The organism is Sphingobium agri, from assembly GCF_023051225.1.
GTDB classification, from domain to species: Bacteria; Pseudomonadota; Alphaproteobacteria; order Sphingomonadales; family Sphingomonadaceae; genus Sphingobium; species Sphingobium agri.
Map to the genome: position 1 here is coordinate 175,692 of NZ_JALKHS010000006.1, position 18,709 is coordinate 194,400.

Annotated in this window: 22 protein-coding genes; 13 read left to right on the forward strand and 9 right to left on the reverse strand. The window is 61.6% G+C overall.

Going from position 1 to position 18,709, the window contains the following annotated elements; translation table 11 throughout:
* The first annotated feature begins 145 nt into the window (after window positions 1-145).
* Together MU848_RS04125 and MU848_RS04130 are read left to right on the forward strand one after the other, a co-directional pair.
* Complete coding sequence (locus MU848_RS04125) at window positions 146-1,051, forward strand: tyrosine-type recombinase/integrase (protein ID WP_247230379.1); 906 nt, start codon at window positions 146-148, stop codon at window positions 1,049-1,051.
* A 4-nt stretch (window positions 1,052-1,055) separates the two neighbouring features.
* Window positions 1,056-2,249 carry an IS91 family transposase gene (locus tag MU848_RS04130; RefSeq protein ID WP_247230381.1) on the forward strand — a complete coding sequence of 398 codons (1,194 nt, stop codon included), beginning with the start codon at window positions 1,056-1,058 and terminating at the stop codon, window positions 2,247-2,249.
* Between the two features lie 433 nt (window positions 2,250-2,682).
* Here the strand turns inward: MU848_RS04130 and MU848_RS04135 are convergent, their stop codons facing one another.
* The 6 genes from MU848_RS04135 to MU848_RS04160 all read right to left on the reverse strand — a co-directional run bounded on the left by MU848_RS04135 (window position 2,683) and on the right by MU848_RS04160 (window position 7,709).
* Entirely contained in the window at window positions 2,683-3,315 is a 633-nt protein-coding gene (locus MU848_RS04135; RefSeq protein WP_196224441.1) for a tyrosine-type recombinase/integrase, read from the reverse strand.
* Window positions 3,316-3,495: 180 nt separating this feature from the next.
* Window positions 3,496-4,653, reverse strand: coding sequence for an extracellular catalytic domain type 1 short-chain-length polyhydroxyalkanoate depolymerase (locus MU848_RS04140; RefSeq protein WP_196224440.1), 1,158 nt, complete (start codon window positions 4,651-4,653; stop codon window positions 3,496-3,498).
* 286 nt (window positions 4,654-4,939) lie between these two features.
* A complete protein-coding gene (locus tag MU848_RS04145; RefSeq protein WP_196224439.1) occupies window positions 4,940-5,965 on the reverse strand; it encodes a sensor histidine kinase in 1,026 nt (341 codons plus the stop codon).
* Window positions 5,966-6,158: 193 nt separating this feature from the next.
* Window positions 6,159-6,545: a PRC-barrel domain-containing protein gene (locus MU848_RS04150; RefSeq protein ID WP_196224438.1), complete on the reverse strand. Its 387-nt coding sequence runs from the start codon at window positions 6,543-6,545 to the stop codon at window positions 6,159-6,161.
* 63 nt (window positions 6,546-6,608) lie between these two features.
* A complete protein-coding gene (locus MU848_RS04155; RefSeq protein WP_196224437.1) occupies window positions 6,609-7,055 on the reverse strand; it encodes a ferritin-like domain-containing protein in 447 nt (148 codons plus the stop codon).
* Window positions 7,056-7,124: 69 nt separating this feature from the next.
* Window positions 7,125-7,709: a DUF4142 domain-containing protein gene (locus tag MU848_RS04160; protein WP_247230382.1), complete on the reverse strand. Its 585-nt coding sequence runs from the start codon at window positions 7,707-7,709 to the stop codon at window positions 7,125-7,127.
* A 323-nt stretch (window positions 7,710-8,032) separates the two neighbouring features.
* On the opposite strand from MU848_RS04160, the gene MU848_RS04165 reads away from it, so the two are divergent.
* From MU848_RS04165 to MU848_RS04200, 8 genes are all read left to right on the forward strand, one after another.
* Window positions 8,033-8,290 carry a GlsB/YeaQ/YmgE family stress response membrane protein gene (locus MU848_RS04165; RefSeq protein WP_247230384.1) on the forward strand — a complete coding sequence of 86 codons (258 nt, stop codon included), beginning with the start codon at window positions 8,033-8,035 and terminating at the stop codon, window positions 8,288-8,290.
* A gap of 61 nt (window positions 8,291-8,351) precedes the next feature.
* A complete protein-coding gene (locus tag MU848_RS04170) occupies window positions 8,352-8,726 on the forward strand; it encodes a transglutaminase N-terminal domain-containing protein (protein WP_230463168.1) in 375 nt (124 codons plus the stop codon).
* Entirely contained in the window at window positions 8,692-9,201 is a 510-nt protein-coding gene (locus MU848_RS04175; RefSeq protein ID WP_247230386.1) for a transglutaminase-like domain-containing protein, read from the forward strand. Before MU848_RS04170 ends, MU848_RS04175 begins: the two co-directional genes overlap by 35 nt.
* 161 nt (window positions 9,202-9,362) lie before the next feature.
* Window positions 9,363-9,737 (forward strand): hypothetical protein, encoded by a 375-nt coding sequence (locus MU848_RS04180; RefSeq protein WP_196224434.1) that lies wholly within the window; start codon window positions 9,363-9,365, stop codon window positions 9,735-9,737.
* On the forward strand, window positions 9,734-9,895 hold the full coding sequence (locus MU848_RS04185) for a hypothetical protein (RefSeq protein ID WP_196224433.1): 162 nt from the start codon (window positions 9,734-9,736) through the stop codon (window positions 9,893-9,895). Before MU848_RS04180 ends, MU848_RS04185 begins: the two co-directional genes overlap by 4 nt.
* A 40-nt stretch (window positions 9,896-9,935) precedes the next feature.
* Window positions 9,936-10,202: a hypothetical protein gene (locus tag MU848_RS04190; protein WP_196224432.1), complete on the forward strand. Its 267-nt coding sequence runs from the start codon at window positions 9,936-9,938 to the stop codon at window positions 10,200-10,202.
* 51 nt (window positions 10,203-10,253) lie between these two features.
* Window positions 10,254-10,787: a Na+/H+ antiporter NhaA gene (locus MU848_RS04195; RefSeq protein WP_247230388.1), complete on the forward strand. Its 534-nt coding sequence runs from the start codon at window positions 10,254-10,256 to the stop codon at window positions 10,785-10,787.
* A gap of 37 nt (window positions 10,788-10,824) precedes the next feature.
* Complete coding sequence (locus MU848_RS04200; protein ID WP_196224430.1) at window positions 10,825-11,028, forward strand: hypothetical protein; 204 nt, start codon at window positions 10,825-10,827, stop codon at window positions 11,026-11,028.
* Between the two features lie 87 nt (window positions 11,029-11,115).
* Here MU848_RS04200 and MU848_RS04205 read toward each other — a convergent pair whose 3' ends face one another.
* From MU848_RS04205 to MU848_RS04215, 3 genes are read right to left on the reverse strand one after another with little or no spacing between them, the layout of a single operon-like run.
* On the reverse strand, window positions 11,116-12,000 hold the full coding sequence (locus MU848_RS04205) for a sigma-70 family RNA polymerase sigma factor (protein WP_315862414.1): 885 nt from the start codon (window positions 11,998-12,000) through the stop codon (window positions 11,116-11,118).
* Entirely contained in the window at window positions 11,984-12,430 is a 447-nt protein-coding gene (locus MU848_RS04210) for a hypothetical protein (RefSeq protein ID WP_247230391.1), read from the reverse strand. Before MU848_RS04210 ends, MU848_RS04205 begins: the two co-directional genes overlap by 17 nt.
* Window positions 12,427-13,188, reverse strand: a complete 762-nt coding sequence (locus MU848_RS04215; protein ID WP_247230393.1) for an SDR family oxidoreductase — start codon at window positions 13,186-13,188, stop codon at window positions 12,427-12,429. The genes MU848_RS04210 and MU848_RS04215 overlap by 4 nt, the downstream gene beginning before the upstream one ends.
* A gap of 168 nt (window positions 13,189-13,356) precedes the next feature.
* On the opposite strand from MU848_RS04215, the gene MU848_RS04220 reads away from it, so the two are divergent.
* The 3 genes from MU848_RS04220 to MU848_RS04230 all read left to right on the forward strand — a co-directional run bounded on the left by MU848_RS04220 (window position 13,357) and on the right by MU848_RS04230 (window position 18,649).
* The gene (locus MU848_RS04220; RefSeq protein ID WP_247230395.1) at window positions 13,357-13,812 is read left to right on the forward strand and encodes a carboxymuconolactone decarboxylase family protein; all 456 of its coding nucleotides are present in this window, start codon (window positions 13,357-13,359) and stop codon (window positions 13,810-13,812) included.
* Between the two features lie 480 nt (window positions 13,813-14,292).
* A complete protein-coding gene (locus MU848_RS04225; protein WP_315862415.1) occupies window positions 14,293-15,801 on the forward strand; it encodes an ATPase domain-containing protein in 1,509 nt (502 codons plus the stop codon).
* A 1-nt stretch (window position 15,802) separates the two neighbouring features.
* Window positions 15,803-18,649 carry a PAS domain-containing protein gene (locus MU848_RS04230; protein ID WP_247230397.1) on the forward strand — a complete coding sequence of 949 codons (2,847 nt, stop codon included), beginning with the start codon at window positions 15,803-15,805 and terminating at the stop codon, window positions 18,647-18,649.
* Window positions 18,650-18,709: the final 60 nt, after the last annotated feature.

The window sequence follows — 18,709 nt, forward strand, 5'->3', positions numbered from 1 at the left end:
GAATGGTTTCGGGGCTTACCGACCAAAGCACGAACCCGCTCCGCGGGAGGGTCGCGTGGGGTGACGTAGCGTAGTATTGTGAGGCTTTCGGCGGGGCGGCGTCGCCCGCCGACGGTGGAGTTCCTTTAACGGAGAGGAACTTACCATGGATGCTATCACGACCGCTGCCCCGACCCATTCGCTGCGTGAGCGGATGCTGCAGGACATGACGATGCGTGGCTTCGGGGCGCACACGCAGAATGATTATATCCGACATGTCCGGAACTTCGCCGCGTTTCTCGGCCGCCCCCCGGACACGGCCACGGTGGAAGACCTTCGGCGTTTTCAGGTTGACCAGCACGAGCGCGCCGTTGGTCCAGCCACGATCAATGGCGCGGTATCGGCACTGCGGTTCCTCTTCGGGATAACTCTCAGGCGGCCGGAGATGGCCCTGGCGCTGGTCGTCGTTCGCTTCACACCCAAGCTGCGTGTGGTCTTGAGCGTCGAGGAGACAGCGCGGCTGCTCGAGGCTGCGCCAGGCATCAAGTACAAGGCGGCCCTCAGTGTGGCCTATGGCGCGGGTCTGCGGGTTTCGGAGGTTGCTCACCTCAAGGTCGATGACATCGACAGCACCCGGATGATGATCCGCGTCGAGCAGGGCAAGGGACGCAAGGACCGCAACGCCATGCTCTCACCGCACCTGCTGGACTTGCTCCGTCAATGGTGGCGCGAAGGCAAGCGGCGCGGAGTGATGCTACCTCATGGCTGGCTGTTCCCCGGCCGCAGCGGTACGGATCCGGTCTCGGCTCGCCAGTTGCACCGCGTCGTGCAGGAAGCGGCCGAGCGCGCCGAGATCCACAAGCGGGTAAGCCCGCATACACTGCGCCACTCGTTTGCCACTCACCTGCTCGAGCAAGGCGTCGATATACGGGTCATCCAGGTGCTGCTGGGACACGTGAACATCAACACGACCGGCATCTATACCCAGGTCTCGAGCAAGACGATGCGGGCGGTGGCCAGCCCGCTCGACCAGATCGTGGCCGTGATGGAAGGCAGGGCACCTCCCGGTTGAACCGTTGCGCACCTCGCTCGAGGTCGCCGATATCTTCCGGAGCAGCGGGCCGGCCTATCGCGCGGCCCATGCCGGGCATCTCAGCCTCGGCCAGCTCAAGGTCATGACGGCCATCGAGAACTGCCGCACCGCCGCGCTGGGCGGTCACGTCGAGGCCTGCGACGACTGCGGGCACTGGCGGGTCGCCTACAACTCGTGTCGCAACCGGCACTGCCCCAAGTGCCAAGGCGCCGCCGCGCGCACCTGGCTGGCCGCGCGCGAGGCCGACCTGTTGCCGGTCGGCTACTTCCACGTCGTGTTCACCCTGCCTAACGAGGTCGCAGACATCGCCTTACAGAACAAGGCGGTGGTCTATGACCTGCTGTTCCGCGCAGCCGCGGACACGATGCTGATCATCGCCGCCGATCTCAAGCACCTTGGCGCGCGGATCGGCATCACCGCCGTGCTGCACACCTGGGGATCGGCACTGACCCACCATCCGCACGTGCACATGATCGTGCCTGGCGGTGGCATCGCGCTCGACGGCACGCGCTGGATCTCGTCGCGCCCCGCATTCCTGCTGCCGGTGCGTGTGCTGGGCGCCTTGTTCCGCCGTCTGTTCCTCACTCGCTTGTTGGCATTGTTCGATGCCGGCAAGCTGGTCTTCTTCAGCACCTTGGCTGGCCTCGCGACACGCAAGGCCTTTCTGCTGCATCTCTCGCCGATCCGGAAGAAGCGCTGGATGGTCTATGCCAAGCCGCCCTTCGCCGGGCCGCAGGCGGTGCTGGCCTATCTCTCGCGCTACACGCACCGGGTTGCCATCTCGAACCGGCGGCTGCTCGGCTTCGACGAGACCGGCGTGACGTTCCGCTACAAGGACTATCGCCGCCCTGCTGCTGAACGCCAGCAGGTCATGACGCTGGTGACCGACGAGTTCGTCCGCCGCTTCCTGATCCACGTTCTACCGCGCGGCTTCCACCGCATCCGGCATTACGGCCTGCTCGCCAGTTCGACCCACAAGGACACCATGGCGCTGGCCCGCAGACTGCTGGGCGTTGCTGTACCGGTCGAGGAGCCCGAACCCGACGAACCTCCCGACCATCGCCCGCCATGCCCATGTTGCGGCGGGCACATGACCATCATCCAAGCCTTTGCCCGCTGGTGCCAGCCCCGCGCGCCACCATCATCGGCATCGCCAATCCGGGGGAATGCGCCATGATCCGGCATGGCTCAGGCTGCACGACGGTCGCGCCCATGGCGTCTTGGCCAATGACCCAGTGCATGCCCATTCCGGAAACGAGCCCAGCGCAGGGCACCCCGACCAGCAAAACCACCACCGTCCGCACTTTGACGCCGCACAAAGTCACGTTGATCCGGCCAGAACCGACACTTCCGGATCGGCATCGCTTACCCGTCCAAACCACCCCTAAGCCGCTTTACCCATAGACCAGCAAGTGGGGCCCGCGGGTTCCTGCACTGGAGGCTTTCGTACGCAAGCGCCCGAAACCCTTCACAAAGTCGGACTTCCGCAGATCTTCCAGTGAATGACGGCTTTTGACCAAACTCTGCCGTTCGATAAGCGGCTTGGGAAGGGCAGCAATTTTCCCAAGCGCGTTAAAATGGCCCCTCGCGGGACGCGAGGAGCCAACGAGTCAGATTTCGGTGTTTTCGGCTAAGGCGAGCGCGTCTTCCACGTCGATCCCGAGATAGCGCACCGTATTCTCGATCTTGCTATGACCGAGGAGGATCTGGACGGCGCGAAGGTTGCCGGTTGCCCGGTAGATTATTGATGCCTTCGTCCGGCGAAGTGAGTGCGTGCCGTACTCGTTTCGCATCAGACCGACCCCTGTCACCCATTCATCGACGAGCCGGGCATACTGTCGGGTGCTGAGATGCCCATTATGATCAACCCTGCTCGGAAAGACATAGTCGTCCACCGTGCCGCCCCGCCGCTCAAGCCAGGCCAGTAGACTGGCCCTAGCGTCTGGAAGCAGCTCGAACTGAACAGGCCGACCTGTTTTCTGCTGCATCACGATCGCACGCGTTCGAATTTGTCCGCCGCTGACAAGGTCGCCGATCTTCATCTGCACCAAGTCGCAGCCCCTGAGTTTGCTGTCGATCGCCAGATCGAACAGCGCTCGATCTCGCAAACGGCGGCGCTGATTTAGGTAAAATCGGATCTCCCAAATCTGCTTCGGTTTCAGCGCACGCTTAGCGCCAACGGCCCTTCCGGCATTCCAGACCTGGCGCTTGGTGGCGGTGAGTTCAGTTTCAGGCAATTCCATGATCATTCTCCGATGGCCAGAGGAGTGGCCGCTCGAAGAACGCTTTGGCGCTCGATAAACAGGAAGACCCACGGCGCCTGGCGACCCCCTGAAGCCGTCCCGTGCCCGCTTGAATGGATGACCGGCACGAAACCGTCACAGATCCAGTGGGTCATGGCGTGCGCTGAGTTTTGCGAGCCGCTAACGCATGAGCCCGGCTGCCCGAAGTGCATCCTCAATCACTTTGCCCACTCCGCCGACTGCGGGCACGTCGATCAGCGGGCGCGCCGTAGGGATACCGGCACGTGGGGTTTCATTCACCGTGTTCGATCCAAATGTGAGAGCGAGGTTTTGTCTCGTAGGTCCCGCCTCGGCAGGTCTAACATGAACAGCATGCTTGTCGCTATTCACTAGGCCCCAGAATCGGCAGATGTGTCGTGTGGAGGAAATGCTGGCCTCCAGCATATAGGCACCGCTCCTGCCGCAGCCGTTCTCGCCCGCGGTGTCGAGCGGCGTACCATGGCCCATGCCGGTGATGCTGTATTCCTCGATTACCTCGTGGCCGGCGGCATCGCACCAGACGCGCCTGGGATATCCATCGACGGCCTCGATCCGCGCGGGATCGAGGCCGATCCCATGCAGAGCGCGCCACTGGGCTATGATGGCGTCGGCGTTTGTGGGGTTCACCGTCGGGTCGCCGCTGCCATGCCAGATCGAGAGGGTAGGCCATGGTCCCGGATGATCGGAGGCGCCGCGAATTAGCGCTGCAAGCTCGGCCTCACGCGGGACGTCGTGCCCGCGCATACGATCAAAAGCTTGCGGGATCGTGCTCGCGCAGCCGTAGGGCAGACCGGCGATGATCGCGCCGCCGGCGAACACCTCCGGATAGGTCGCCAGCATCACCGAGGCCATCGCCCCTCCCGCAGAAAGGCCTGTGACGAAGATGCGCGCCGGATCGATCGGGTGAGCACTGGCGACGGCGTCGATCATCTGACGGATCGAAAGCGCCTCGCCGGAACCACGGCGGCTGTCCTTCGGCGAAAACCAGTTAAAGCACAGGTTCGGGTTGTTCTGCCGCTGCTGCTCAGGAAACAGGAGGGCAAAGCCGTGCCGATCGGCCATCTCGGACCAGCCTGCCCCCACGTCGTAGCCGGCTGCCGTCTGGGTACAGCCATGCATGACGACGACGAGGGCTGCTCCATCGCAGAGAGTGGGCGGTACATAGATATGGGCGTGGAGAGCCCCAGGGTTCGAGCCGAAATTCGGAAGGCTTTCGAGGCGCCCGCTGGTCACTGCACTCATATCGGCTGCGTCACGCAGTGAAGCAAGCCGGGCTATAGTGTCGGAGAGTTTGCGCATGACAATCACCTTGGATGCAGATAGCCTGCAAAGGCGTGGTTATGACTATCTTGCTGCACCGCACAATAAATGGGGTGTCAGACCATTGATGCAAGGTACCCAAGTACTTCTTTCAGTCCGGTTGCGAAGAAACGTCCGAGTTTCCGGCGCTGACAAGTCGGACCGGCGGTCGACACCCGCGCGGCTTCACCTCCAACCGTGGGACGTCACCGTGTCATCGAACAAGGCCGGCTGGCCGTAGGTGATCTCATGTTGTGCGATCTCAACCTGCGCTGCGAGGGCTGCGTTAGGACGATGGAGATTTTGTATGCGTAACCGAAACGGTCGTCCCTGGGTATCCACCCTCGGTCTCAACGGTCGCATGCAACTGACTGGCCAAAGCTTCGACGATGCTTGTGCCGAGGCCTGGCTTCGCATCGGCCAGCGTCTCGGGCGTGCCAATGCCGTTGTCGCTGACCGACAAGGTCCAGCCGACATCGTGCATGTGATAATCGACGAGGATCCTGCCATCGCGCGCCCCGGGAAACGCATGTTTGAGCGCATTGATGACCAGTTCGGTGACGATCAGTCCCAGGCTCACCGAGATGTCGGCATTCACGCTGGTGCCGTCGGCGGTCACCGCGATCGACACCTTGTCATGATCGTGGATCATCGAGGCGCCCAGGCTTTTGCACAATTGGCTCAGATATTCCCGTAATTCGACCTCGCCCAGCCTTGATGCCACGAGTTGCTGCTGCAAAGTGGCGATCGACATCACCCGATTGTGCGCGTCGTGGAGATGCCCCCGCGCTTCATCCGATTGCACCCGCCGCGCGCTCTGCATCAGCACACTCGCAATAATCTGGAGACTGTTGGCGACGCGGTGCTGAAGCTCCTGGAGCAGGATCGCCTTCTCGCGGAGCAAGTTATCCTTGAGCTTCTCGCTAAGCCGGGCTTCCGTGACGTCCGAAATGGTCAGGAGCAGGCGGACCTGTTCCGGTTCGCCATAGTCGAGCTTGTGCGCACTCAAAACGAGGCGCCGGGGCGGCACTCCACCCTTGAGATCCATCTCATAGGCTTCGATCCTGACATGGCCCGAAAGGGTGGCGTCGAGCAGCGAGCGAAGCTGAGGCACGTTCCACTCCCCTGCGCCGAGCGTAAACACTGACTGTCCGCTGACATTCAGCGGATCAAGACCGAATGCGCGGTAAAAGGATGTGCTGCCGGCAATGACGGTCAAGTCCTCGTCGAGGAGCAACGCGGGCGCTGCGGAAGAAGTCAGGATCGCCAGCGCGAGGCCGTGCGCAACATCAGGGTGGACGGGCGGCTTCATAATGATGCCCCTTTCCGGGGAAGCCGGAAAGCTCACGGTAATGAAAGCTGCATCCGGTAATCGCGAATCGGACTTTCCTTTGAGGAGGTCGTAGACTCGTGGCTTGACCATAGCATCATCGTGCGTAAGCCCGGCATCTATTCAACGCCGGGCAGATGGTGCTGTCCCGAATTCGGGACAAGACCGGTCCAGATCAGCCATTGGCTGCCGGCGCTATCCTATAATAATCGGTCACGCGCCGACCATAGGTTTCGTCGAATAGAGGCGCCGAATCCGGCCGGAAGCTGGGGGCGCCTTCCAACAGGCGCTTGTCGATGGCGGCCACATATCCGCCCTCCGTCTCGCTGTGGCGAAAAGCCGACCAGGGAATGGGGTGATAGCTCTGCCCCAATCCGAGAAATCCCCCGGTGGACAGGATGATATAGGCGATCTGTCCGGTCCGCTCATCAAGGATAAGCTTGGCGATCGTACCCAGCTTGTCGCCATCGCGGCCATGCACGGCCTTGCCGCGAATGTCGTCGGCGGAGATCAGGACAACCGCGCCAAGGGGCGCGGCTGGTGCTTCTGCATTGGTGGCCATGGCTTGGCTCCTTTGAGTGAAAGCCAGGGGCAGCAAGCGCCACCCCGGACTGGACAAGCATTCTCAGGCAAGACTGTGCTTTAATGCGCTGGTCTGGTCGTGCCCGGCCTTCACAGAGGTGAAGGCGTCGCGAATGACGTCCCGTGTTGCGGGTTGCAGGTCGGTGTCCTTCAACGCGATTTCGAACTTGGCCTTGATATGATCCTCGCCGCGCTCGACTTCGTCGATGATCGCCTTGTCGTTCTTGCCAGTGAACGCCTGCTTGAGGTCCATGAAGCTGCGATGCGCCGCGCCCAGGAAACTGGAACTGTCCTCAGGCTCACCGCCGAGCCCGCGTACTTCCGCCTGCAGGGAAGCGACGACCTGTCTGCGATCAAGCGCGAAGCCGGCGAACAGGGTCTCAAAGCGCGTACTCTTAGCGTCTTCGGCTGCATCCTCGAAGCCTTTCAGGCTGTCGAGGGTCGTTGTGATCAGTCCGTTCAGAACCGAGATATCATGCTTGTCGCTCACGTTTTGTATCCTTTATTTGGGTAGTATCAAGAGCGGGAAGGGATGGCACCCTCCGGCTCCTCGTGGCGCTCAGTTTGCGGAGAGGGTCGATGGCAACAGCGCATCGCCCTGCTGGAGCTGTTGCTCGATGATCGGCACGCCGTTTCCGGCAACCTGTTTCAGCGACTGGTCGGCGCCGTCTTCGGCATAGCCCTTGTAAGTGACCCAATTGCCCTGCTGAACGCGTGCGGACTGGGTGAGATAGAGGTTGTCAAACGATCCCCGCGGCGTGCTCCGCAACATCTTGAGCATCGAAGCTCGTTCTGCCGACAATCGGGTGGTCGGCCGGGCGATCCTGCGCTGGTCGTTGTTTAGCGAGGCGAGAAGCGTCTGCTGGGAGGTTTGCGCCTCCGAGATCATACGGCGCGCATAGTTCTTGACGTCGCCACGCTGTGAGCGCGCGAGGCTAAGCCGACTTGCCGCTATCTGAAACAGATTGGCATCGGATGCGGAGGCAGAGAAGGCCGGACCATCGAGGCCGTGGATGGGTGCGGCGCCCACGTCCGCGCTGGAATAGCTGCCCGTCATGGCGGGCATGGTGGACTGGGCTGGGGCGACCGTAGGGACGCTGAGCATTGCCGTCCCGAGCAGGACGGAGATCATTGAACATTTCATGTTATGTTCCTCGCGGACCCGAATCCACCAGTTGTTCCGGCAAGAAAAGGCACGTCCGCTCTTTGGCTGGAAACGCACCGTCCAGGATGGAGAGGTACCGCTTGCAGCTATCAGGGAACGATCGAGGTTCGATATCGTTGCAAATATTCCATATTTATATTTTCGGAAACGCCATGATTCACCTGCCGACTGATAGGTATTTACACATATAGAATATAATATTCATGGAACGGATGCCCCGTCCGATGATTTAATATACTCCGGGCGCGATATGCCGATGCGGCGAGATCGTCTTCTGGATTATGGATCACAGGAGAGCGATCATGGGAATCATCATGTGGCTTGTCGTCGGCGGCGTCATCGGCTGGCTTGCAAGCGTCATCATGCGCGCGGATGGACAGCAGGGCATCATTCTCAATATCATGGTCGGCATCATCGGCGCCTTCATCGGCGGCCTGATTTTTGCGCGGGGCGAGATCAACAATGCGCCGCTCACGATCACGACATTTCTGGTCTCGCTCGTGGGGTCGATCATATTGCTCGCAATCGTCAACATGGTCCGCCGCGGATCGATACGCTGAGATCATCATCATCTATATGGGTACGCCGGCAATGCAGCGCTACCAGTGAAGCCATTTGAGCATGCTCACCATCAGGCACCGCACATCCTACCATTATAGGCAGCCGGTCCAGCTTGGCCCCCACCGGCTGATGTTGCGCCCGCGCGAAGGTCATGATCTCGAACTCGTATCTTTTGATCTCGATATCACGCCCGAGGCGAGCATTTCCTGGACCCGTGACGTCGCCGGCAACGCGGTTGCGACAGCGACCGTTCCAGTCATGACCGACAGCCCGATTGTCAAAAGCAGATCGGTGCTCGCCGTGAGCGCAGTCGCGTGGCCGGTGTTCGATATCGCTGCATCGGCGATCAATTATCCTTTTCGATACAGACGATTGGACGGACCTCGGCAGTTTGACCGTCATGCAGTACCCGGACGAGGCCCATCGGTTGCGTGACTGGACGCGAGGATTCGTCGCTGGAAATCCGACCGATACGCTTGCACTGCTAAAAGACCTGACCACCGGCGTTGGCAACGGGATCTTTTATCAGGCGCGAGAGGATGAAGGCACACAGTCCCCCGTGGAGACATTGAACCGCGGCTGGGGATCATGCCGCGATTTCTCGGTGTTGTTCGTCGAGGCAGCGCGCAGTCTCGGCTTCGGCGCGCGGATCGTCTCGGGGTATCTCGACAACCGGAAGGAAAACCTCGTCGGCCAGAATATGACCGGGTCCACCCATGCCTGGGCGGAGGTCTTTGTACCCGGCGCTGCCTGGATCACCTTTGACCCGACCAACCGCAGCGTTGGTGGTTTCAACCTTGTGCCTGTCGCGACCGGTCGAGGTATCTACCAGATCGCGCCGGTCAGCGGCAGCTATGCGGGGCCAACGAACATGCTGGACCATATGAGCGTGGAAGTCGAACTGCGCTGACCAGCATGCGCGGGTGGATAACAGGGTGGCTTGCCAAAAGGCCTCTCCGCCCATGGTATTTCGCAGTGCACACCCCATATCGAATTTACCGCACTCCAATGCCCAGGGCTCGAATGCGGCCGAGAGATAGTTCGTGCTCCCGCTCATGATGGAGACGAACGATGTCCTTTTTATCTATTGGCGAAACGAGTACGGACAGCGCGGTTCTTCCACTCGATCTTCCCATGACCCCGCAATCCAGCGGTGCGGAGGGTGACGCCGCGCGATCCCTGCGCGAGGACAATTGGGAGAATGAAGGCGGTCACGTCGCCGGAGCGAAGTCCCCGACGCCAACTCCCGCACTTTCCGCCAATGATGTCGAGACGCTCGAGGCTCAGGTTCGTCGCATGGAAAGCAAGCTGGCCAGCGATTTTGCCGATGGGCGGGTAGGGATGCGTTACAACACCTATGCAAATCGCTCTCGCGTCCTTCGCCAGCAAAAGGCGAAGCTTGATGTGCTGCGGGCCGGTGTTCAGTCGCAGGAGCAACCAGGATGAACGATCCTTCTGAACTAGACGAAGCCGCTGCGGCCGAGCAGATGGCTCATTACGAGATCACTCGCGTTCGGGTCGATCACTATCGCTACAAGGATTATCGCTACTCGAAGTTGAGCGACGCAGTTGCTCAGGCCAGACGTGACCAAAAGCCCTCCTGATCTTGGCCACCTGGGCATTGAGCTTTTGAAAGGACATCCCATGGAACTTTCATCGACCTTTTGCCGTATGCAGGAGATCATCCAGCGTGATCGCGCGATCAATGCGGTGTTGGAAAACATCCGCCGCGTGGCCGAGAAAGCGGCCAAGGCATGGGGCACCGTGGCTGTTGCCGCCGAACAACGCGAAGCTCGTCGCGAACGAACGCGCATCATTGCGGACATGGCCGCTCTCCAAAATGAGAGGTTGCCCAGCGAAGAGGACAGGCTGCTCAGCGAAAACCCGGACAGGGGGTTCGAAAGCCCCTGAACTGAGCCACCAAAAATCGGAGGAGATCCATCGCTTGTACGTTAGGATCCTGTGCGCGCCATCCTCGGGAACGTCATGGAGCCGCGTGATCATGAGTGGAGTGGCGACACATCGGACCGCCGCGACCTTGTGGAAGCGGGCCGCGCCATCAGCGAATCCCTATCGCCGTTGGAGCGGTTGGAAATGATGCTGCACCCTTGGGTGGGGTTCGCAATCATGCCTCTCTTCGCTCTGGCCAATGCGGGGGTCGCGTTTTCAACGTCCGACATCCAACCTGTCACCGTCGCAATCTTTGTCGCGCTGGTCTTCGGCAAGCCGATAGGAGTTCTGCTCTTCAGCTGGCTGGTGCTGCGTTCCGGCCTAGCAACGCTCGGAGCAGGCCTGAACTGGTCTTTCCTCACGGCCGGCGCCTTCCTGACGGGGATAGGCTTCACTATGTCCTTTTTCATTGCGAACCTGGCTTATCCTTCGACGCTGCTGGCTGCGGCGAAGCTGGGAATTCTTCTTGCCTCGCTCGCATCGGCTGTCGTGGGCCTGTTGGCCGTTTATTGGGTGACGTGGCACAAACGAGGGAATGCCTGGTGACCATCCAACGATAAGTTCGGGCAGGGAGCTAAACTCTTTGGTCGGCGGCATCTTTGCCGGCTATGGCTATAGGATCATGCCGCAGATCATGGTCGACGCAGAAACGCGTTTTAGCGTCGGCGCGGATGATGCCATGTCGGCGGTGCCGCTAGCGGCAGATGAGACCAACCTCAGTCTACCAAAGATGATATTCGAAGTAGCCTCAAGCGGCTGCTCTTGCCGCAAGCCGTCATTCAAGTGACGAGCGGAGAACGGCGGCTTTGTCCCACGATGCGGCATTCGACTGCCGGCAGGCGCCGACCAGTCCAAGACATTAAGGGCAGGGTTGCTAGCGGCTGCTCGTGTCAAAAGCTGCCGCAAGATGGCGCAGCTTGTCAGGATTGCGAACAATGTAGATCGCCGCAATTTGCCCCTCACGCACGTCGAGCGCGGTCGTCTGGAGCACATCGCCTCGATCGATACTGACATAACCGGGCAGCCCGTCGATCGTCGCGGTGCGCAGGAGCGTCGGCATCGATGTATATTTGCGCCGCAGCCCAGCGAACAAGCGAAGCGCCCGATCAATTCCGCGCACGATATTGCGGAAGGCGATCACCTTGCCGCCGCCATCCGAATAAATCTCGACGTCGCGCGCGAGCAGCGCAGACAGCGTGTCCGTGTCCCCGTCCCGCGAAGCGGTGAAGAAGGCCCTAGCGATTCGATCAGCCTCGCTCGCTTCCACCGTGAAACGCGGCCGAGCATCCTGCACATGTTTGCGCGCGCGCGAAGCAAGCTGACGGACCGTGGCGGGCTCGCGCCCCAAGGTCGTAGCTATATCCGTCAGCGCCACGCCAAACACGTCGTGGAGGAGGAAGGCGGCTCGTTCCAGTGGGGACAGGCGCTCCATCGCCAGCATCAGGGTAAGTGTCACGTCGTCGGCGATCGTCTCGTCGGGCTCGGTGGTGCCCATTAGCGGTTCGGGCAACCAGGCACCGATATAGGTCTCCCGGCGCGCACTGGCGGACTTGAGTTGGTCGAGGCAGAGGCGGGTGACGATGCGGGTCAAATAAGCAGCCGGAGCATCGACGCTTTCCACTTTTGCCGACCAACGCAGCCACGCCTCCTGAACGATATCCTCCGCTTCGCTGACCGAGCCGAGCATACGGTATCCGAGGCGCAACAACCGTGGTCGTTGAGCCTCGAAATCAGCGAGGTATTCATCCCTGTGCGGCACGCGCGTCCTCCACCGAGTGCGGTCGGCGGCTCTCACGCGCCGTATCGCGCCAAGCCCACAGGGCAAGCGCGGTCGTAAGTATAGCCGGCAGCGTCACCGCAGGAAAATCCCGCGCGAGTGCGCCGGTGCCGCAGATACCCACCGCCACTTCCCAGAAGTGGAACAGCGCATGGCCCGCCAGCCAAAGCGCGGCGGCGGACCAGAGCGGTAGGCGCGCCGCCGGCCGCACGACGCCCGTGAGCATCGCTACAGCGACCAGCAGGAAAATCAGCCCGATGTCTCGCACGAAATGCTGGTTGAACGGGCCGGTGGTGGTGACACCCGGCACTGCGAAATACCAGTTGGCGGGCGAGATCAGCATGAAGACACCATTTACGGCAGCTCCGCTGCCGAGCGCCGCGGCCAGCGCGAGGGGGAAGCGCCGGCTCATGCCGCACGCTCCCGGGATTGAGCGGCGAGCCACTGGTTGAAGTGCGTAAGCGCGACCCTCGCGCCTGCGCCCGGCACCAACGTACGGTTGTCGGCCGGCGCGCCGAAATACTCACTTGCGGTGGTCACGACGATCCCGCGAGGGTCGTCGTATGCGCCAAGCCAGCTGCCCGCAAATTCGGCCAGAGGCGCGCGCTCAGGGCCCGCAACTTCGACGATGCCATTGGCCGGAGCGGCTATGGCTATCTTGGCAAGCAACGCCGACACGTCGCCGGCGGCGAGCGGCTGAAGCGCAATTCCGGGCAGGAACACGGTTCCGTCCTGCGTGTAGCCATCGGCGATGGTGGACAGGAATTCGAAGAACTGGGTGGCGCGCACGATCGTGTAGGGCACGCCGCTTGCGGCGATCAGCTCCTCCTGAGCCAGTTTGGCACGAAAATAGCCCGACGCCTGAAGGCGATCCGTGCCCACCACCGACAGCGCGACGAAATGGCGAATACAAGCGCCGCGCGCCGCTTCCATTAGGTTGGCAGTAGTGCCGCGGAAGAAGGCAGGGCAGGCGTCATCCTCGAACGAGGGCGCATTGCTGACGTCGACGACGACTGAGGCATTCGTGAGCGCCTGGGCCAGGCCTGCGCCGGTCAGCGCGTCGATGCCCTTGCTCGGCGAGGCGGTGACGACGTCATGACCCTGCGCTTGCAGAAGGTCAACGAGAGGCCGACCGATCAGTCCCGTGCCGCCGATGATAACAATCTTCATGTCCATGCCTCCCATGCAAGGTGTCCGCCTACATGACGAGATGACTGCGGCCGGTGTGACATGGGCGACGGCGGGATCGAAAAAAACGCTCCGCCATGTCACGGCGCGCCTGCCTACCTCGTCAAGCCGGTGAGCGCCGACGACCGGCGCCATGACGAGGAAAGCATCATGACCGAGATGACACGTTTAAACTGGTCCGAAGTCGCGCCCGAAGGCGCGAAGGCGCTGTTCGGGGTTCACCACTATGTGACGAAGAAGACAGATCTTCCCGAGGAACTGATCCACCTGGTCTTCTTACGGGTATCGCAGATCAACGGCTGCGCCCATTGCATCGACATGCACACCCGCGACCTGCTCAGGACCATGCCGGTCGACAAGGTTGCGCTGATCCCCGTCTGGGCGGAGGTGCCGCACCTGTTCCCCGACCAATATCGCGCCGCGCTCGCATGGGCCGAGGAAGTGACGAACGTCAGCACCACCCACGCCTCCGACGACGCCTATGCGGCTGCGGAGGCCGCCTTTGCACCGAAGGATCTGGTCGACCTTACGCTCGTCATTGCGGCCATGAATGCATTCAATCGGCTGGGCGCGCCATTCCGCCTCCCGGTTGCAGCAAAGCCATGAACGGACAGAGGCGGGCGCATATCCTTGCTCCCGCCCCTGGCAGCAGCCGGCCAACTCTTGTGGTTCTGACGTGGCGGAAAGGAAAACTCGCATGTCCACTCCTGCCGAAAGCCGCCGTTCGCGCGCACTTACAGGAATGGTAGCAACGTACCATGATCCGGCGCTCGCCTCCGGCAGCAGTCGACCAAAGATGGGTCGTTCGCCGGTCGCGCCTTTAATGACGGCTTCCGACAAAAGCTTCCGCTCGGTCGTCGTGAAACTGTTTCGCAGCAATGCGCCTCAATTCCGGACATTTCGGCACGAGCTATCCGAGGCCCGCAAACGGAAAGACCAAGGCAAAGACGGGCGTCGTACGGGCCGAAGGCGTTACCACGAACGAAGTTATGATCGCTTCCGTTCGCCGATGACGCTATCATATTGGTTTGACCCAACCTTCGGCGGCCGAGCCTGCGCGTGGGCGGCTGCAAAGGAGGAGCGAGAGTGGCGCCCAACAATAGAGAGACCGGATTAGCTTCGACCGGCACAAGCGGCCTGGATCATATTCTTAACGGCGGCCTCACGCCCGATCGCATGTACCTAGTGGAAGGCACACCAGGCACGGGCAAGACGACGCTGGCAATGCGCTTCCTGCTCGCCGGCGCCGCTCTGGGAGAGACCGTCCTCTACATCACGTTAGCGGAAACCGAAGTCGAACTGCGCGCCGTCGGCGAAGCGCATGGCTGGTCACTGGATGGTGTTGACCTCTTCGAGATGGTTCCGCCGGACGGTTTCGGCGAGGATCATGAGCAGACGCTGCTGCACCCCAGCGAGGTCGAGCTCGGAGAAACGGTCCGCGATATCATGGCGAAGGTAGACAAAATCCGTCCTGCACGCCTTGTCCTTGACAGCCTTTCCGAACTGCGATTGCTGGCGCAGAGCCCTATCCGCTATCGCCGTCAAATCCTCGCGCTCAAGCACTTCTTCTCGACGCGTGCCTGCACGGTGCTCGTCCTCGATGACAAAGGCGCGAGCGGGAATGACCTCCAACTGCATAGTATCGCCCATGGCGTGATCTCGCTCGACCAGACGTTGGCGAGTTTCGGCGCTCAGCGGCGTCGCCTGCATGTCGTGAAGATGCGCCAGCGCGAGTTCAGGGGTGGCTATCACGATTTCGAAATCGAGCGGGGTGGATTGTGTGTGTACCCGCGGCTGGTCGCTGCGGATCACACCACCCGGAAAAGCAGTGAACCTGTCTCGACCGGCTCGCCTGAGCTGGATGCGCTGCTCGGCGGCGGTCTTGTGCCCGGAACCGCCACGCTGTTTTCGGGACCCGCAGGAGTCGGCAAGACGACGGCGTCGATCCAGTGCGTTGAGGCGGCGCTCAAGCGCGGCGAGAAAGCGTCCTACTTTCTGTTCGATGAGCGCGCGTCGACGCTGCTCACGCGGAGCACTGCGCTTGGTCTAGACCTTCAGCCGCACATCGACAGCGGCCTGCTCGAACTGCGGGCCATCGATCCGGCCGAGATGTCGCCGGGCGAGTTCGCTGGTCGCATTCAGGAAGCGGTTGAGAGCGGGGCGACCATGGTCGCGGTCGACAGTCTCAACGCTTACCTCCAAGCGATGCCCAACGAGCAGTTTCTCATTATCCAGATGCACGAGATGCTGAGCTATCTCGGTCAAAAGGGCGTCGTCAGCCTTCTTATCCTCGGCCTCCACGGCATCGCTGGCGATATTCGGACGGACGTGGATCTCAGCTACCTCTCCGACACGGTTGTCCAGTTGCGCTACTTCGAGGCGTTGGGCGAGGTCCGCCAAGCCATCTCGGTGATTAAAACGCGGACGGCGCGGCACGAAAGGACGATCCGGGAGTTTCAGATCGGCAGCGACGGGCTGCGATTGGGTGAGCCACTAAACAGGTTCCAAGGCGTTCTGACGGGCGTGCCCATTTTCTCTGGCACGCGGGATACGTTGATGGCTAGTCAGATCGATCCGGAAAGCCCGCGCGATTGACATGCTCAAGCGGGTTCTGATCCTTGCTCCCCGCGGTAGGGACGCCGCCATCGCCGCCGAGCTCCTGGCACGACACGACATCGACGCGCAGGTTTGCTCTGATCAGTCCCACCTCGTTGAATTGCTCGAACAAGGCGCGGGCACGGTTCTGATCACCGAAGAGGCGTTGGCGACGTCGCCGCTTTCCGAGCTCGCCTCGTGGGTTGCAGCTCAGCCTGCCTGGTCGGACGTCCCCTTCGTGGTGCTGGCCAACGGATCACGCTCGCCCCGGTCGATATCCGCTACCGATCGCCTTGCAGAGCTCGGCAATGTCGTACTGCTGGAGCGTCCTCTTCACGCGGAGGCGATGCTCGGCGCGATACGCTCGTCCCTCAAGGCCAGAGACCGCCAATACCAATTGCGCGACACAACCGCGCAGCTTCGCGAAAGCGAGGAACGGCTCCGACTAGCGGTCGAGAATGCCGAGATCGGCTTTTGGGATGTGGATGTTGTCAACGACCGCTTGATCTGGCCGGCACGTACCAAGGCGATGTTTGGTATCTCACCGGACGTTCCGGTCACGATGGCCGACTTCTACAGTGGACTACACCCTGACGATCGCGAAGCGACGAGCTTGGCTTACGCTGCCGCCGCCGACCCGGCCACACGTGCCTTGTATGACGTCGAATATCGCACGATCGGGAAGGAAGACGGCGTCGAGCGTTGGGTCGCTGCCAAAGGCCGTGGTGTGTTTGACGCAGCAGGCCGTTGTCTTCGTGTCGCAGGTAGCGTGCTGGAGATCACCGAGCGGAAGGCGGCCGAGATCCGGCGCGTGGCTCTGGTCGACTTCGCGGAGGCACTGAAGGATGTACAGGAGCCGGCCGGCATCGCCAGTGCCGCCGCGCGCATCCTCGGTGAAACGCTGTGCGTTACGCGCGTCGGGTACGGCGCAATAGATCACGACGCCGAAACGCTGCACGTCGATCGTGACTGGACGGCGCCTGGGGTCCAGAGCCTCGCCGGAGTTACTCCGCTGAGGGATTATGGCTACTTTATCGACAGCCTCAAACGCGGCGAGTTCACAGTAATAGCCGATGCTCGGTCTGATCCGCAGACTTCCGGCGCCGCCGCCGACGCGCTGGAAGCCAAGTCCACACGTTCCTTCGTGAACGCGCCTGTCTTGGAGCGCGGACGGCTCGCGGCGGTGTTCTTCGTCAACGACGGGAAAGTGCGGAACTGGAGCGATGCCGACCTTGCGCTTATCCGCGAGTTCGCGGAGCGCACGCGCAGCGCCGTCGAGCGAGCCCGGGGCGAGCATGCACTTCGTGAAAGCGAGGCGCGCCTGCGCGAGCTGAACGAAACACTTGAGCTACAGGTCGAAGCGCGTGTGGCGGAGCGCGACCGACTGTGGAACCTGTCGCAGGATATGCTCGCCCGGGCCGACTATGGCGGCATGATGTCAGCGGTAAGTCCCGCTTGGACGCAAGTCCTGGGCTGGTCTGAGCGCGAATTGCTCTTAAACGGCTATGCCACTTTCATGCATCCGGACGATGCTCCGCCCACGCTGGCGGCAATCGAAAATATGCGGGGTACGGGGCAGCCTACACGTTTTGAAAACCGCATCAGCACACGCGATGGCGGGTGGAAGCCAATCGAGTGGACGGTGGCGCCCGAACCCGATGGTGTGAACTTTATCGCGATCGGACGCGATCTCAGCCACGCAAAGGCGCGGGAGGCGGAGCTGGCCCGCGCCCAGGACGCGCTGCGCCAGAGCCAGAAGATGGAAGCGATGGGGCAGCTCACCGGTGGCGTTGCCCACGACTTCAACAATCTTCTGACGCCGATCGTCGGTTCTCTCGACATGCTTCAGCGCAGGGGGATAGGTAGCGAGCGTGAGCAGCGACTGATCGCTGGCGCGGCCCAATCAGCGGAACGCGCCCGGATACTTGTTCAGCGATTATTAGCGTTTGCACGGCGTCAGCCGCTCCAAGCCGTGTCTGTCGACGTGGCGGCGCTCGTCGCCGGAATGGGTGACTTGGTCGAGAGCACTACGGGGCCACAGATCAGGGTTGTCGTGGATGTCGCCGAAGACCTGCCACCGGCCCGAGCGGACCCGAACCAATTGGAAATGGCGCTTTTGAACCTTTCGGTGAACGCACGCGATGCGATGCCGGACGGGGGTACGCTGCGAATAACGGCGAGCACGGAGACTGTAGACGGCGACCATCGATCGCAGCTCGCTAGCGGAACCTATATTCGCCTTTCGGTCGCCGATACGGGTATGGGGATGGATGAGGCGACGCTCGCCCGCGCAATCGAGCCATTCTTCTCAACCAAGGGCATCGGCCAAGGCACTGGCCTCGGCCTGTCATCGGTGCACGGTCTGGCTTCCCAGCTGGGTGGAGCGCTGACAATTCAAAGCCAACCGGGAATGGGCACCACTGTCGAGCTATGGCTCCCCGTCAGCAACGAGGACGCGAATCTGCCGTCGAACGTAAGCCGGTTTGAAGAAGAAGGATCGGACCGCGGAGTAGCCCTCCTTGTCGATGACGAAGAGTTGGTGCGAATGAGCACCGCCGACATGCTCGCCGATCTCGGCTTCGCCGTGATCGAAGCGAGTTCTGCTGATGAGGCGGTGCGAATGCTGGAACGTGATCAGGCATTCGATGTCATCGTTACCGATCACCTCATGCCGGGCATGACCGGCACCGAGCTTGCCCGCCATGTGCAACGCATCCGCCCTGGACTTCCTGTTCTCTTAGTGTCCGGCTATGCCGAAACGACTGGCGTCGATGCGGATCGCCCAAGGTTGACGAAGCCGTTTCGTAAAGATGAATTGGCCACGACGCTCCTGGCAATGTTGCACTGAGCAGTCAGCTCCTCATAATACCTGCGCGCGGCGCTCAGGCTGACTCTCATTCATTGCCCG

What these genes read in the sequence shown, in the direction of transcription:
- MU848_RS04180 (WP_196224434.1), top strand. Translation starts at nt 9,363, where the DNA reads ATGTCCTTTTTATCTATTGGCGAAACGAGTACGGACAGCGCGGTTCTT.
- MU848_RS04220 (WP_247230395.1), top strand. Translation starts at nt 13,357, where the DNA reads ATGACCGAGATGACACGTTTAAACTGGTCCGAAGTCGCGCCCGAAGGC.
- MU848_RS04165 (WP_247230384.1), top strand. Translation starts at nt 8,033, where the DNA reads ATGGGAATCATCATGTGGCTTGTCGTCGGCGGCGTCATCGGCTGGCTT.
- MU848_RS04170 (WP_230463168.1), top strand. Translation starts at nt 8,352, where the DNA reads ATGCTCACCATCAGGCACCGCACATCCTACCATTATAGGCAGCCGGTC.
- MU848_RS04185 (WP_196224433.1), top strand. Translation starts at nt 9,734, where the DNA reads ATGAACGATCCTTCTGAACTAGACGAAGCCGCTGCGGCCGAGCAGATG.
- MU848_RS04210 (WP_247230391.1), bottom strand. Translation starts at nt 12,430, where the DNA reads ATGAGCCGGCGCTTCCCCCTCGCGCTGGCCGCGGCGCTCGGCAGCGGA.
- MU848_RS04230 (WP_247230397.1), top strand. Translation starts at nt 15,803, where the DNA reads ATGCTCAAGCGGGTTCTGATCCTTGCTCCCCGCGGTAGGGACGCCGCC.
- MU848_RS04140 (WP_196224440.1), bottom strand. Translation starts at nt 4,653, where the DNA reads ATGCGCAAACTCTCCGACACTATAGCCCGGCTTGCTTCACTGCGTGAC.
- MU848_RS04190 (WP_196224432.1), top strand. Translation starts at nt 9,936, where the DNA reads ATGGAACTTTCATCGACCTTTTGCCGTATGCAGGAGATCATCCAGCGT.
- MU848_RS04125 (WP_247230379.1), top strand. Translation starts at nt 146, where the DNA reads ATGGATGCTATCACGACCGCTGCCCCGACCCATTCGCTGCGTGAGCGG.
- MU848_RS04150 (WP_196224438.1), bottom strand. Translation starts at nt 6,545, where the DNA reads ATGGCCACCAATGCAGAAGCACCAGCCGCGCCCCTTGGCGCGGTTGTC.
- MU848_RS04160 (WP_247230382.1), bottom strand. Translation starts at nt 7,709, where the DNA reads ATGAAATGTTCAATGATCTCCGTCCTGCTCGGGACGGCAATGCTCAGC.
- MU848_RS04215 (WP_247230393.1), bottom strand. Translation starts at nt 13,188, where the DNA reads ATGAAGATTGTTATCATCGGCGGCACGGGACTGATCGGTCGGCCTCTC.
- MU848_RS04145 (WP_196224439.1), bottom strand. Translation starts at nt 5,965, where the DNA reads ATGAAGCCGCCCGTCCACCCTGATGTTGCGCACGGCCTCGCGCTGGCG.
- MU848_RS04135 (WP_196224441.1), bottom strand. Translation starts at nt 3,315, where the DNA reads ATGGAATTGCCTGAAACTGAACTCACCGCCACCAAGCGCCAGGTCTGG.
- MU848_RS04175 (WP_247230386.1), top strand. Translation starts at nt 8,692, where the DNA reads ATGCAGTACCCGGACGAGGCCCATCGGTTGCGTGACTGGACGCGAGGA.